Here is a 12,681-nt window from a genome sequence, read left to right on the forward strand (position 1 = left end):
GTGTCAGTCGGTGGGCGCTGGACACCGCCGTCGCCTACGCCAAAGTCCGCGAGCAGTTCGGTCGACCGATCGGCAGCTTCCAGGCGGTCAAGCACATCTGCGCGGAGATGTTGTGCCGGGCCGAGCAGGCGGCGGTCGTGGCCGCCGATGCTGCCCGCGCCGCCGCGGACCCGGACGAACGCCAGTTATCGGTCGCCGCGGCGATTGCCGCGAGCATCGGCATCGAGGCGGCCAAGGCCAACGTCAAGGACTGCATTCAGGTGCTCGGCGGCATTGGCATCACCTGGGAGCACGACGCTCACCTCTATTTGCGCCGGGCCTACGGCATCGGACAGTTCCTTGGTGGGGCGCCGCGCTGGTTGCGGCGCACTGCAGCGCTGACCCGCGCCGGTGTCCGTCGCAGTCTGGACATCGACTTGGACGACGTGGCTGATCAACGGCCGCTGATCGCCGCAGCGGTCGCCGAGATCGCGGTGCTGCCCCAGGAGGAACAACAGGCGGCACTGGCGGGGGCGGGACTGCTGGCGCCGCACTGGCCGCCGCCCTACGGGCGCGGTGCCGCGCCGGCGGAACAGCTGCTGATCGATCAGGTGATGTCCGCGGCCGGTGTGAAGCGGCCTGACCTGGTGATCGGTTGGTGGGCCGCGCCGACAATCCTCGAGCACGGCACGCCCGAACAGGTGCAGCGCTTCATTCCAGCGACGTTGCGCGGCGACATCTTCTGGTGCCAGCTGTTCTCCGAGCCGGGAGCCGGTTCGGATCTGGCGTCGCTGCGCACCAGAGCGGTGCGCGTCGACGGCGGCTGGCAGCTGACCGGACAGAAGGTGTGGACTTCGTCGGCGCACAAGGCGCAGTGGGGGGTGTGTCTGGCCAGGACGGACCCGGGAGCGCCAAAACACAAAGGCATCAGCTACTTCCTCGTCGACATGAGCTCACCGGGGCTTTTGATCCGGCCACTGCGCGAGATCACCGGCGATGCGCTGTTCAACGAGGTGTTTCTCGAAGAGGTGTTCGTGCCCGACGACCTGGTAGTCGGCGCGGTCAACGACGGCTGGCGGCTGGCCCGCACCACGCTGGCCAATGAGCGGGTGGCGATGGCCGCCGGCACCGCGTTGGGCAATCCGATGGAGGAGTTGCTCGCCGCGGCGGTCGACCTCGAACTCGACGTCGCGCAACAGGACCGACTGGCGGAGTTGATCGTCACCGCGCAAACCGGGGCGCTACTCGACCAGCGTGTCGCTCAGCTGGCTGTCGGCGGCAAGGACCCTGGCGCGGAATCCAGCGTGCGCAAGTTGATCGGTGTGCGCTACCGACAGGCCCTGGCCGAGTACCGGATGGACATCTCCGACGGCGCCGGCGCCGTCGAGGACGAGCTGGTGCACGACTTTCTCAACACCCGCTGTCTGACCATCGCCGGTGGCACCGAGCAGATCCTGCTGACGGTGGCCGCCGAACGGCTGCTCGGGCTGCCGCGCTAGTCGGGGCTCCTTTCGGGAACCCCGCCCAGCGAGCGGGGGTGACAGTCATCGTTTGCGGATGCGCAGTGCTTCCATGCCGCCGTCGCCGTTGAGTTTGCGTCGCTGCCGGCCGGAACCGAAACCGAACCTCTCGTCCCGGCTGTACGACTTGGCCCCGACCGATCAGTCGCCTAGCTTGGCCAGGCGGGAACTGGATGTGCAAGTCGGCGCGGATCATTACTGCCCAGCCGCATGCCGGTCGCATGTCGGCGGTGGCTACCGCGTTGGCTACCACCACGGGCGGGTGCGAGCGTCAGCGTGCTCGCCGCATGTCGACCTTCGATCCCGCCATCGGGATCTGTTCGTCGGCCAGCAGCCCGGCGGCGGTGCGGTGGTGGCAGGTCGCGGGCGTTCCGTCGGCGTACACGACCCGCCACCACGGAATATCGTCCTCGAGTTGGCTCATCGCCCGGCCGACCTGCCGGGAGTCGACGCCGATCGTGGCGCCGATGTCGCCGTAGGAGGCAACCCGGCCGGGAGGGATGTCGCAGACGGCCCGTCGGACGCGGTCGATGACGTCCCCGGGTTGGTGTTTCGGGTAGGTGATCGTCGCGTGCCGTACCCGGGCGAACGGTGTCAGGGTGCCCGCTCTGGTCGCCGTGGTTGACATGATGTGCACGACCTCGATGTCCGCGACAAGGAGTGCGTCGGTGACCAGTCGACGGTGGCACCGCCACGGCACTGCTTCGCTGCACATGATCACCGCGCGTTCCCGTTTCGCGAGCGTGATCAGTTCATCTCGTCCCGCACGGAAAGCGTCGCTTGCCATGTAGTCGGCGTAGTCGCGGAAGGCCTTGACCTCCCAGGCGTCGTTGACGCTCGGACTGCCCGCGGGCATGTGTCGCCGTCCGCCGAGTTCGCGGATCCAGCGGTACGTGATGTCCGATGGGAGCGCGTCGATGATGGCCGCCTGGTTCCACTGCGGGTGCTTGCGGGATGAGGGAAACGAGCGCACGTCGACCAGCGTGGTGATGCGGTGCGCGCGAAGCATGGACAGCACGTCTTCGAACCTGCGCGTCGAGTGCCCAATCGTGTGGACGACACCATGGGCAGTGCACGTCGGCCGCTGTGACTGTCGGTGCTCGGGGCCGGGTAGGTCAGCCACGTCGCGGTCAGTCGATCTTGGTGAGCGCGTCTGCCTTATGCATCGCGACGTGCTGGGTCTTGTCGCTCTTGATCTCGAATTGCGGATCCTCGGGCGAGCAGTGCCGGGTGTGCCCCTTGTGGTCGACGTCCTTGGTGTGCTTCCTGATGATCTTTCCGGAGACCCGACCGGCTTCGGAGTTGAAGCTGACATGGTCACCCACCGTGAACTCCGGCATGAGTCGTCCTCTTTCCGGCAAGTAGTCCTGCACGTGATCGTACGTCGCCGCGTCCGGTCACTCAGATGATGTGCTACCCGACGAGTGGGATGTCGATAACCGCGCCTGGCAGCATGGATCGCGGTCGGTACGGGACGATGCGGCGGCGCGGACAAGACTTGCGCGTGACCGATTCTGGACTGCACCTGCCGGGCGATCAGGGCCATGTCCGGCCGGATGCGCACGCAGCAACCGTTCGGGCTCGAGGCGAGACTCAACCAACCGGGAACGCCTCCAGCAGCGAAAACGGTGGGGAAAGGGGTGTCACGCTGCCGAGGCGGAAGCCGGTGGTTGCGCACAAGTGTTGGAACTCTTCCCGTGTGCGTTCACGGCCGCCAACATTCACCAGCATGTTGAGGTCGTTGAGGTAGGTCATCAACGGCATCGCACCGTCGACAACGGGCGAAAGGACGAATTCAATGATCAGCAGCCGGCCGTCACCGGGAATGACCCGTCGCACGTGGCCGAGGATGGTGGCACACCGCTCGTCATCCCAGTCGTGGATGACGCTTTTGAGCAGGTAAAGGTCTGCCCCGGGCGGTGCAGAGTGAAAGAAGTCGCCGACGACTCTTGTGGCTCGGTCGCCAACTGCGGCGGCGACGAATGTCTCGTCGGATTGCGCGAGGCCTTCGGCGGTGTCGAACAGAATTCCCTGCAGCGCGGGGTTTGCTTTGAGCACCGCGGCCAGAAGCGTGCCGTCTCCGCCGCCGATGTCGACAACAGTGTGAAAGCGGTTGAAGTCATAGCTGTCCGGGAGCTGCTGGGCCGCGGCCACGGTGGTCTGCCGCATGGCGGCGTTGAACTGGGCGGACAATTCGGGTCTTTGTGCCAGATAGTCGAAAAAGCTTGTGCCGTAGAGTTTATCGAACGTTGTCTGACCGGTGCGCACGGCGGTTTCGAGTTCGCGCCACGCGGCCAGCATCGCAGGGTCGCCGAACATTCGGACGAATGCACGCAGTGAGTCGGCGCGGTCGCTCCGCAGCAAGCCGCCCGATTCAGTGAGTCGAAACCGGCCTGGGCTGGGTTCGGTGAGCAGGCCCATCGAGGCCATTGTCCGCAACAATCGGGTGAACGACGTGCTGTCGGCGTTGTACTGGGCAGCCAGCTCGACGGCCGCGGATTCACTTTCACCGATGAGGTCGGCCACGCCGAGTCGAGCGGCGGCAAACAGCACCTCTGCAGCCATCGCGCCAAACACAGTGTCGACGATCCGTCGCCTGTCCGCCAACGATGCCACGCCGTGTAAGCGTACCGACCAGCCGGCGCGATGGTGTGATCGATATGCCCATTGTCTGTAGGTGTCGTTTTTTGATGTCCTGTAAGTCATGTCCCAGGAGACTCCCTCGGACACCGATCGCGGGGTATCAGCGACGGCGTCCGGCATGACTGCCGAGGTGATTGATGATGTCGCGGTCGGCGTCAGTGACGGCATCGCGACGCTTCGGCTGAATCGACCCGATCGGCTCAGCCCAAACCACCATGCCCGGTCATCAACCGTTGCTTCACCGCAGCGGTCCCTTCAGTCGGAAAGCGGGCAAGAAGTTCATCCTTGCAAAGTCGGCGCGCGGGGCCTCTCGGTTGCCGCCGTACGGTCCCCTACCGGGTCTCGTTTGTGAAGAGAAACGAAGTTGATCAGTTCGTGTCTCGCGTGATGGACTCCAAGCCGTGGTTCAGGTACGGGAAGTTATGAAAGGGCCAGACCGCCCAAGCTGCGGAGGCAATGCTTCTGCTCAGGCCTCGCTGGAAGACCGCCGGCGCTGTCATCAACTTCGTTGACACACATTTGCGGCCGACTGGCTATCGGCTAGCCGGCGCGTTCGAGCATTCCTTGGATGCGGCGGTATCGGTGATCGGTTTCCGAGAGCTGTGGTCAACGGCCTGGGGGCACTATATGTACGTCGATGATGTGAGCACGCTGGAGACAGCCCGTGGCCATGGATATGCCGACAAACTTCTGCAGTGGGTGATCGCTGATGCCAAGCGTCGCCAGTGTGAAGGAGTCCACCTGGATTCGGGCGTTGGAAGCGATCGGGCGGCGGCACATCGGCTGTACATGCGAAATCGCCTGAGGATCTCAGCCCACCACTTCTCGCTCGAAGTCGAAAGCTGACAAATCTTGGCGCCCATGTCGCGTTTGTAGAGATTCGAGACAACCGGCGGCCCGGGGTTCAGTGGGGGCGGGCCAGCTCGCCCTGGCGGGCGGCTTTAACAGGCTCGGGGGTGGTGCGGTTATCGAGGGCTTGTTGTTTGGTCTGCTCGTCCCCGCCCACGACGTGGTCGAGATCGTTGACGAGGGCCTCGTAGCCCTGGGCGGCGACCAGTTGTTTGTCGTTCTTCCAGCTGTTGTCGCCGAATCGGGTGTTGCCCATACCGGCGTTGGCGTGGAAATCGCTGTCGGTGGCGCCGGGTAGCAGCGCGGTTACGGTGACCCCGGTCTCGCGCAGTTCCTCCCGCAGTGATTCGGCGAAGGAGAATCCGAACGCTTTCGAGGGGCCGTACACCGTTTCGTACGGCGTCGGGGTGGTCGCCGAAAGTGAGCTGACGATCAGGATCCGGCCGCGTCCGTGGGGCACCATGTGCTGGACCACTCGTTTGGCCATGTGGACGGTGCCGGTGACGTTGACGGCGATCAGTCGCAGTTCGTCGTCGAGGTCGGTGTCGAGGAACGCCCCGCCCAAGCCGATACCGACGTTGAGCGCCGCGGCTTCGACCGGGCGGCCGAGGTCGGTGACGAAGCGCCAGAAGCTTTCCACGCCGTCGTAGTTGCCGGCATCGGCCTGGTGCGGATAAGCCTCGACACCCATGCCGCGCAGCGTGTCTGCGGAGTCGAATACGCGGGTGCTGTGTCCGGATACCGCGACGTCGTAGTCGTGAATCGCGAATTGCTTGGCGAGTTCGAACCCGATCCCGGACGAGCCGCCGGTGATCATGGCCAACAGACGAGGAGACATTGTCTTGAGCTTTTTCTGTTCGGTCGCGCTTTCCCCACGCTGGGGCCATGATCACGTTACCGCCGCTCAGCGGGCCGTTGTCGCGGCGACGACCGCCGACAGGTGCCGGTAGATGGTGGGCCGGGTGACATCGAACTCGGCGGCAATCTGCGCGACGGTGTAGCGGCGCTGGTGCTGCACAAGTTTCGTCACTTGAGGGTCACCGACCGCCGGTGCCACCGCCCGCCGGCAACGTGAACGCCGACCGCGCCGCCACCGATGCCATGTGCCAGGTCAGCAGTGCCTCCGGAATCAACACGGTCGCGCGGGTGGCTGCGGCGCTGAAGAACGCCGAACGCAGGTGCACGACCTTACCGATCAACGCCGACTCGCGTACCAGTGACTTGATCCGAGGACGACGGAAGGCGGCAAACCTGGCAAAAGCTGTTGTTAGGTCGAAGGTTTGATCGACGAATGCGGCCAGTATCGCGGCGTCTTCTAGCGCCTGGCAGCCGCCCTGGCCGAGATGTGGGCGCATTGGATGGGCGGCGTCACCGACCAGCACGACCGGTCCGCGTGCCCAATGCTGGGCGGGGGTGCGGTCATAAAGGTCGTCGCGTAACACGTCGGCGGCCGCCGTTGCCGCGAGGATGCTCGGGATGGGTTCGGCCCAGTCCGCGAGCTTGGCCTGCAGGTAGGGCAACTCGCCTTGGGGCGACCGGCTGCCCTCGGGCGCGCGTTCGGTCGTGAACCAATACGTCAAGTTGGCCCCCATGGGCACGTGGCCGGTTTCGGCGGAAGGTCCAAACGTCTCGCCGGCCAGCTCCGAATCCATGGCATAGCCGGCGATTCCGCGCCATGCGGTGTAGCCGGCGTAGCGGTCGGTCAACGGGCCGTTGAGGTGGCGCGCCACTACCGAGTGGGTGCCGTCGGCGCCGATGACCGCGTCCGCGATGCGCACCGTGGCATCTGATAGGCGCGCGCGTACGCCGTCGGCGGTGCTGACCAGTCCGCTAACGGCCAGCTCATATTCGACCGTGCCTGCCGGCAGCGCGTCGGTGAGAATGTCGCGCAGCGCCGAGCGCTGCACCACGGCCAGCGGTTCGCCCAGTGCCTTGACGAAGCGCTCGGCGGCTGGGCGGCGCAACCAGGAGCCGTCCTGCCAGCGCAATGCACCGGCGGTGATTCGGCCACCGGCTTCTCGGACCGCGTCCCCTAGACCGATGCAGTCGAGGGCGGCCAGGGCGTTGGGCCAGATGCTGATCCCAGCCCCTGTTGAGGTGTCGGTGCGCGCCTCGACGACGGTGACTTCACACCCGCGCCGCTGCAGTCCGACAGCGGTCGCCAGCCCTGCGATCCCTGCACCCACTACGACGACCCGACGGCCCACGGCCTGAACCTAATGGTTGGCGGGAGCGCGGCCTACCTCCCCTAGCGTTCAGTGCGCCACTTAACGCCACGAAACCTGCGACGCCGCGTTCCTCTACCGCGTCCTCCCCAAGGCGGGGTTGCTGTCACCCCATCCCGAAGGGTCTCTCGTTAGGGATACGAACTCCCGTGGGGAGATGGTTATTACCAGCCGACCTCGGCAGAACCGAACGTCGCGGTTACTCGTCGTAGGTCACTTCGACGGAATCGGTCTGCGGGTGCGACTGGCAGGCCAGGATCAGGCCTTCGTCGAGATCCTGCTGCTCGAGCACGTCATTGACCTCCATGTGCACCTTGCCTTTCCGCAAGGTGCAGGCGCAGGCGCCGCAGTGGCCCTCCCGGCAGGAAAACGGTGCGTCCAGCCCGCGGTCGAGCAGCACGTCGAGCAGTTTGGCGCCACGCGGCCAGGACACCGTGTGGATTTCTCCGTCGAGCTCTACCACCGCAGTGGCCGGCGGCTCGGCACCTTCGTCTGCTTCGAGCTTGACCGCGGCGAACGGATCGGTGTCCAGCGACCGGAAAACCTCGATGTGTATCTGCTCACTCGGCACGCGCAGTGCTTCCAGGGCGTCCCGCACAGATTGCATGAACGGCCCGGGTCCGCAGATGAAGGCGTGCCGATCGGTGTAGGGAGCGGCCAGTTTCGTCAGCGCGGCCGCGCTCGGCAGTCCCTGCAGTGACTCCAGCCAGTGCATGACGGTCAGCCGGTCGGGAAACTTGGCAGCCAGCTCGCGCAGGGCTTCACCGAAAATCACCGAACGGTCGTCGCGGTTGGCGTAGACCAAAACGACGTGCCCGCTGCCCTGGGCCAGCGCAGACTTGCAGATCGACATGATCGGGGTGATTCCGCTGCCGGCGGCCAGCAGCAGGAAGTCGTCGTCGAGTGTCTTGGGCACGAAAGCACCCGACGGCGGGAGCACGTGGATCCGCATGCCGGGATGGGCGTTGTCGCACAGCCACCTCGACGCGTACCCGTCGGCGGTCCGCTTGACGGTGACGGTCAGCGCGTCGTCGGTGAACGGCGAGCTGCACAGCGAATAGCAGCGTGCTACCGAGCCGGTCCGGTCGCTGGGAACGCGCAGCGTCAGGAACTGCCCGGGCGCGTAGCGCAGCCGGTCCGCCGGTACCTGTGCGCCTTCCGGCACGCGAAACACCAGCGACCGCGCGTCGTCGGTTTCGACGATGACGTCGGCGACTTCCAGTTCGAGTACATGGCTGCCGAGCGGTTCGTCGGGAACGACGTCGGTCACCACCAGACCCTCTCTACTGTCACAACTAGAACAGGTTACAGAAAAACGACTTCGCAGCGCTACCAGGTGCAGGAATACGCTGCTCGACACAAATCGGAACGTGTTCTAGTCTCGTTTGTTAAGCCCGCACTTCTGGAGGAACAGTGACGTCCATTCAACAGCGTGACGCGCAGTCGGTCCTAGCCGGTATCGACGATCTGCTCCCACAACTGCGGGAGCGCGCCCAATCGACCGAGGATCTGCGGCGGCTGCCCGAGGAGACGGTCAAAGCGCTCGACCAGGTCGGTTTCTTCACGCTGCTACAGCCGGAGCAGTGGGGTGGCTTGCAGTGTGATCCCACGCTGTTCTACGAGGCGGTGCGCCGGTTGGCCAGTGCGTGCGGATCCACCGGCTGGGTCAGTTCGATCATCGGCGTGCACAATTGGCATCTGGCGCTGTTCGATCAGCAAGCACAAGAGGAAGTCTGGGGCGAGGACCCGACGGTGCGGGTCTCCTCGTCATACGCGCCAATGGGTGCGGGCGTCGTGACCGACGGCGGCTACCTGGTCAACGGTGCGTGGAACTGGTCGTCCGGCTGCGACCACGCCACCTGGGCTTTCCTGGGAGGCCCAGTGATCAAGGACGGCCGACCCGTCGACTTCGGTAGCTTCCTGATCCCTCGCAGCGAGTACCGCATCGACGACGTCTGGCATGTGGTCGGCCTGCGCGGTACCGGCAGCAATACCGTCGTCGTCAAGGACGTGTTCGTGCCGCGGCACAGGTTCTTGTCCTACAAGTCGATGAACGACGGGACCGCCGGAGGGTTTCAGACGAACACCGCCCCGGTTTACAAGATGCCCTGGGGCACAATGCATCCCACAACCATCTCGGCGCCTATCGTCGGCATGGCCTACGGCGCCTACCAGGCGCACGTCGAGCATCAGGGCAAGCGGGTGCGGGCGGCGTTCGCCGGCGAGAAAGCCAAAGATGACCCGTTCGCCAAAGTCCGGATCGCCGAGGCGGCCAGCGACATCGACGCGGCGTGGCGCCAGCTGATCGGCAACGTCAGTGACGAGTACTCATTGCTGGCCGCCGGCAAGGAGATTCCCTTCGACCTGCGCGCCCGCGCACGACGCGACCAGGTCCGTGCCACCGGGCGGTCCATCGGCTCGATTGACCGTTTGTTCGAGGCCTCGGGCGCCACGGCGCTCAACAATGACGCGCCGGTGCAACGCTTCTGGCGCGATGCGCATGCCGGCCGGGGGCACGCGGCCAACGACCCCGAGCGCGCGTACGTGATCTTCGGGAATCACGAGTTCGGGTTGCCCCCCGGCGACACGATGGTCTGAGGAGCGGCGCTAGGTGACCGCTACACAAGAGTTGACTTTCGAGTCGACATCCCGCTACGCGGAGGTTGACGTCGACGGTCCGCTCAAACTGCACTATCACGAGGCCGGCGTCGGCAACTCGCAGACCCTCGTGCTGCTGCACGGCGGCGGTCCGGGCGCGTCGAGTTGGACGAACTTCTCCCGCAACATCGCTGTGCTCGCCGAGCGCTTCCATGTGCTGGCTGTCGACCAGCCCGGCTACGGCCACTCCGACAAGCGCACCGAACATGGACAATTCAACCGTTACGCTGCAACAGCTTTGAAAGGTCTGTTCGACCAGCTGGATCTGAGCCGCGTCCCGTTGGTGGGCAACTCTTTGGGTGGCGGCACCGCGGTGCGATTCGCGCTGGACTACCCCGACCGGGCCGGGCGGCTGGTGCTGATGGGTCCGGGCGGATTGAGCGTCAACCTGTTCGCGGCTGACCCCACCGAGGGGGTCAAGCGGCTCGGGCGGTTCTCCATGCAGCCCACGCGGGAGAACCTTGAGGCGTTCCTGCGGGTGATGGTCTACGACCAGAAGCTGATCACGCCGGAACTGGTGGACCAGCGTTTTGCGTTGGCCAGCACATCGGAATCGATCGCGGCGACCATCGCGATGGGAAAGTCGTTCTCAGCGGCAGATTTCGAGGCCGGCATGATGTGGCGTGAGGTGTACCGGCTGCGGCAGCCGATACTGCTCATTTGGGGCCGTGAGGATCGGGTCAACCCGCTGGACGGCGCGCTGGTCGCACTGAAGACCATTCCACGCGCACAGCTGCATGTATTCGGGCAGTGTGGACACTGGGCGCAGGTGGAGAAGTTCGACGAATTCAATCGATTGACCATCGATTTCCTGGGAGGTGCGTAATGACCATTCGTTCGCTGGGCTACCTCCGCATCGAGGCCACCGACGTGGCCGCGTGGCGCGAATTCGGGCTCAAAGTCCTCGGCATGGTCGAGGGCAAGGGTGCAACCGAGGGAGCGCTGTATCTGCGGATGGATGACTTCCCGGCTCGGCTGGTGATTGTGCCGGGCGAGCACGACAGGCTCGCCGAGGTCGGTTGGGAATGTGCGAATGCCGAAGGGCTGCAGGAAATTCGGAATCGACTCGAAGTGCAGGGAACGGCATACAAGGAGGCCACCGCAGCCGAGTTGGCGGATCGGCGGGTCGACGAGATGGTTCGGTTCTCCGACCCGTCGGGAAACTGCGTGGAGGTCTTCCATGGCGCTGCGCTGGAACACCGCCGCGTCGTCAGCCCATACGGGCACAAGTTCGTCACCGGTGATCAAGGCTTGGGCCACGTGGTGTTGTCCACCCGCGATGATGAGGAGTCACTGCACTTCTACCGGGATGTGCTCGGATTCAAGCTGCGCGACTCGATGCGGTTGCCGCCGCAGTTGGTGGGTCGACCGGCCGACGGGGCGCCGGCGTGGCTGCGGTTCTTCGGGTGCAACCCGCGGCATCACAGCTTGGCCTTCATGCCGGCACCGACGCCCAGCGGTATCGTGCACCTGATGATCGAGGTCGGGCAGGCCGACGACGTGGGCTTGGGCCTGGACCGCGCGTTGCGCCGAAAGGTGCCTATGTCGGCGACGCTGGGTCGCCACGTCAACGACCTCATGCTGTCCTTCTACATGAAGACACCCGGCGGCTTCGACGTCGAATTCGGTTGCGAGGGGCGGCAGGTCGACGACGTTGATTGGGTCTCCCGGGAGAGCACCGCCGTGAGTCTGTGGGGTCACGACTTCACGGTGGGTTTTCGCGGCTAGCCGCGGCGGAGCTATGTCGGAGCCGATCGACGCGCGCACGTTCCGCAACGTGCTGGGTCAGTTCTGCACCGGGATCACCATCATCACCACCGTGCACGGCGATGTCCCGGTGGGCTTCGCCTGCCAGTCGTTCGCGGCGTTGTCGCTCGAGCCGCCACTGGTGTTGTTCTGTCCGACCAAGGTTTCGCGGTCGTGGCAGGCGATTGAAGCCAGCGGCAAGTTCTGCGTCAACGTGCTGACCGAGGCGCAAAAACACGTTTCGGCGCGATTCGGCTCGAGGGAACCCGACAAGTTCGCCGGCATCGATTGGAGCCCCTCGCCCTCGGGGGCCCCGGTCATCGACGGGTCACTGTCCTATATCGACTGCTCGGTGGCCTCGGTGCACGACGGCGGCGATCATTTCCTGGTCATCGGTGCGGTGCAGTCGCTGTCCGAAGTGCCGAAGATCAAACCGCGGCCGCTGCTGTTCTACCGCGGCGACTACACCGGCATCGAGCCCGACAAAACCACACCGGCACAGTGGCGTGACGACCTCGAGGCGTTCCTGACGACGACGACGCAGGACACCTGGCTGTAGCTTTCCGCCGACTGCCGTGCCCTCGCGATCACGTTTCGGCGGCGACCCGCTGCGCCCGGCTTCGCCGCGCTTGCGATCACCGCGGTGTTTCGACGGACTAACGATTCCGTTGACTTTCGGCGTCGACGCTTGTCGGCGCAAGACAGCCCGGCCGAACCGTGCTCTCGTGGAAACTGATGCACTCCGCCAAACTCGCGATCTCCCGGTCGAGCGCCGCCGCGGCGGCGTGCTGGGTGCTGCTCGCCGTCTGCGCGCCGTTGGCTGCTGCGGGCCCCAATGCGGACAGCCAGGGTTACGTCGACTCGACGGCGCGGTGTGCCACGCCGGATACGGCAGTCGCGTTCGGCAGCACCGAGAGCTCACGGGTGGCGATCTGCAAGACTCCGGCCGGTCAGTACCAGTACCGCGGGGTTCGGGTACGCGACGGTGCGAAGCTGATTCTGCCGGCCTCGAAAGCCAACGACGGCGGGTACGTCGCCACCGACGACGGCATCACCTACAC

Annotated in this window: 14 protein-coding genes; 7 read left to right on the forward strand and 7 right to left on the reverse strand. The window is 65.3% G+C overall.

The window, feature by feature from the left end; all coding sequences use genetic code 11:
* On the forward strand, positions 1-1,478 hold a 1,478-nt coding region (locus WA317_RS20345; RefSeq protein ID WP_425174743.1), incomplete at its 5' end, for an acyl-CoA dehydrogenase family protein.
* A 292-nt stretch (positions 1,479-1,770) separates the two neighbouring features.
* Here WA317_RS20345 and WA317_RS20350 read toward each other — a convergent pair.
* The 3 genes from WA317_RS20350 to WA317_RS20360 all read right to left on the reverse strand — a co-directional run bounded on the left by WA317_RS20350 (position 1,771) and on the right by WA317_RS20360 (position 4,115).
* Positions 1,771-2,517 (reverse strand): DUF488 family protein, encoded by a 747-nt coding sequence (locus tag WA317_RS20350; protein ID WP_425174744.1) that lies wholly within the window; start codon positions 2,515-2,517, stop codon positions 1,771-1,773.
* A gap of 112 nt (positions 2,518-2,629) precedes the next feature.
* A complete protein-coding gene (locus tag WA317_RS20355; protein ID WP_425174745.1) occupies positions 2,630-2,839 on the reverse strand; it encodes a DUF2945 domain-containing protein in 210 nt (69 codons plus the stop codon).
* Positions 2,840-3,092: 253 nt separating this feature from the next.
* Positions 3,093-4,115, reverse strand: coding sequence for a methyltransferase (locus tag WA317_RS20360; RefSeq protein WP_425174746.1), 1,023 nt, complete (start codon positions 4,113-4,115; stop codon positions 3,093-3,095).
* Positions 4,116-4,598: 483 nt separating this feature from the next.
* Here WA317_RS20360 and WA317_RS20365 point away from each other — a divergent pair, with 483 nt between their 5' ends.
* Entirely contained in the window at positions 4,599-4,988 is a 390-nt protein-coding gene (locus WA317_RS20365; protein WP_425174747.1) for a GNAT family N-acetyltransferase, read from the forward strand.
* Between the two features lie 58 nt (positions 4,989-5,046).
* Here the strand turns inward: WA317_RS20365 and WA317_RS20370 are convergent, their stop codons facing one another.
* From WA317_RS20370 to WA317_RS20385, 4 genes are all read right to left on the reverse strand, one after another.
* Entirely contained in the window at positions 5,047-5,829 is a 783-nt protein-coding gene (locus WA317_RS20370; protein WP_425174748.1) for an SDR family NAD(P)-dependent oxidoreductase, read from the reverse strand.
* A gap of 66 nt (positions 5,830-5,895) precedes the next feature.
* Positions 5,896-6,021, reverse strand: coding sequence for an ArsR family transcriptional regulator (locus WA317_RS20375; RefSeq protein ID WP_425174749.1), 126 nt, complete (start codon positions 6,019-6,021; stop codon positions 5,896-5,898).
* A gap of 7 nt (positions 6,022-6,028) precedes the next feature.
* Positions 6,029-7,198, reverse strand: coding sequence for an FAD-dependent oxidoreductase (locus WA317_RS20380; protein WP_425174750.1), 1,170 nt, complete (start codon positions 7,196-7,198; stop codon positions 6,029-6,031).
* A gap of 217 nt (positions 7,199-7,415) precedes the next feature.
* Positions 7,416-8,486 carry a 2Fe-2S iron-sulfur cluster-binding protein gene (locus WA317_RS20385; protein WP_425174756.1) on the reverse strand — a complete coding sequence of 357 codons (1,071 nt, stop codon included), beginning with the start codon at positions 8,484-8,486 and terminating at the stop codon, positions 7,416-7,418.
* Between the two features lie 143 nt (positions 8,487-8,629).
* On the opposite strand from WA317_RS20385, the gene hsaA reads away from it, so the two are divergent.
* The 5 genes from hsaA to WA317_RS20410 form a co-directional block, all read left to right on the forward strand.
* A complete protein-coding gene (gene hsaA / locus WA317_RS20390) occupies positions 8,630-9,814 on the forward strand; it encodes a 3-hydroxy-9,10-secoandrosta-1,3,5(10)-triene-9,17-dione monooxygenase oxygenase subunit (RefSeq protein WP_425174751.1) in 1,185 nt (394 codons plus the stop codon).
* A gap of 13 nt (positions 9,815-9,827) precedes the next feature.
* Complete coding sequence (gene hsaD / locus WA317_RS20395; RefSeq protein ID WP_425174752.1) at positions 9,828-10,700, forward strand: 4,5:9,10-diseco-3-hydroxy-5,9,17-trioxoandrosta-1(10),2-diene-4-oate hydrolase; 873 nt, start codon at positions 9,828-9,830, stop codon at positions 10,698-10,700.
* A complete protein-coding gene (gene hsaC / locus WA317_RS20400) occupies positions 10,700-11,602 on the forward strand; it encodes an iron-dependent extradiol dioxygenase HsaC (protein WP_425174753.1) in 903 nt (300 codons plus the stop codon). The genes hsaD and hsaC overlap by 1 nt, the downstream gene beginning before the upstream one ends.
* A 13-nt stretch (positions 11,603-11,615) precedes the next feature.
* Positions 11,616-12,179: a 3-hydroxy-9,10-secoandrosta-1,3,5(10)-triene-9,17-dione monooxygenase reductase subunit gene (hsaB, locus tag WA317_RS20405; protein WP_425174754.1), complete on the forward strand. Its 564-nt coding sequence runs from the start codon at positions 11,616-11,618 to the stop codon at positions 12,177-12,179.
* Positions 12,180-12,355: 176 nt separating this feature from the next.
* Positions 12,356-12,681: hypothetical protein (locus WA317_RS20410; RefSeq protein WP_425174755.1), on the forward strand; the 326-nt coding region annotated here is incomplete at its 3' end.

Origin of the sequence: Mycobacterium sp. (assembly GCF_049802695.1) — a bacterium.
Classification (GTDB): domain Bacteria; phylum Actinomycetota; class Actinomycetes; order Mycobacteriales; family Mycobacteriaceae; genus Mycobacterium.

Excerpts from the sequence above, each read along its gene's own strand:
- WA317_RS20355 (WP_425174745.1), bottom strand. The coding sequence starts at position 2,839 with ATGCCGGAGTTCACGGTGGGTGACCATGTCAGCTTCAACTCCGAAGCC.
- WA317_RS20365 (WP_425174747.1), top strand. The coding sequence starts at position 4,599 with ATGCTTCTGCTCAGGCCTCGCTGGAAGACCGCCGGCGCTGTCATCAAC.
- WA317_RS20370 (WP_425174748.1), bottom strand. The coding sequence starts at position 5,829 with ATGTCTCCTCGTCTGTTGGCCATGATCACCGGCGGCTCGTCCGGGATC.
- hsaC (WP_425174753.1), top strand. The coding sequence starts at position 10,700 with ATGACCATTCGTTCGCTGGGCTACCTCCGCATCGAGGCCACCGACGTG.
- hsaB (WP_425174754.1), top strand. The coding sequence starts at position 11,616 with ATGTCGGAGCCGATCGACGCGCGCACGTTCCGCAACGTGCTGGGTCAG.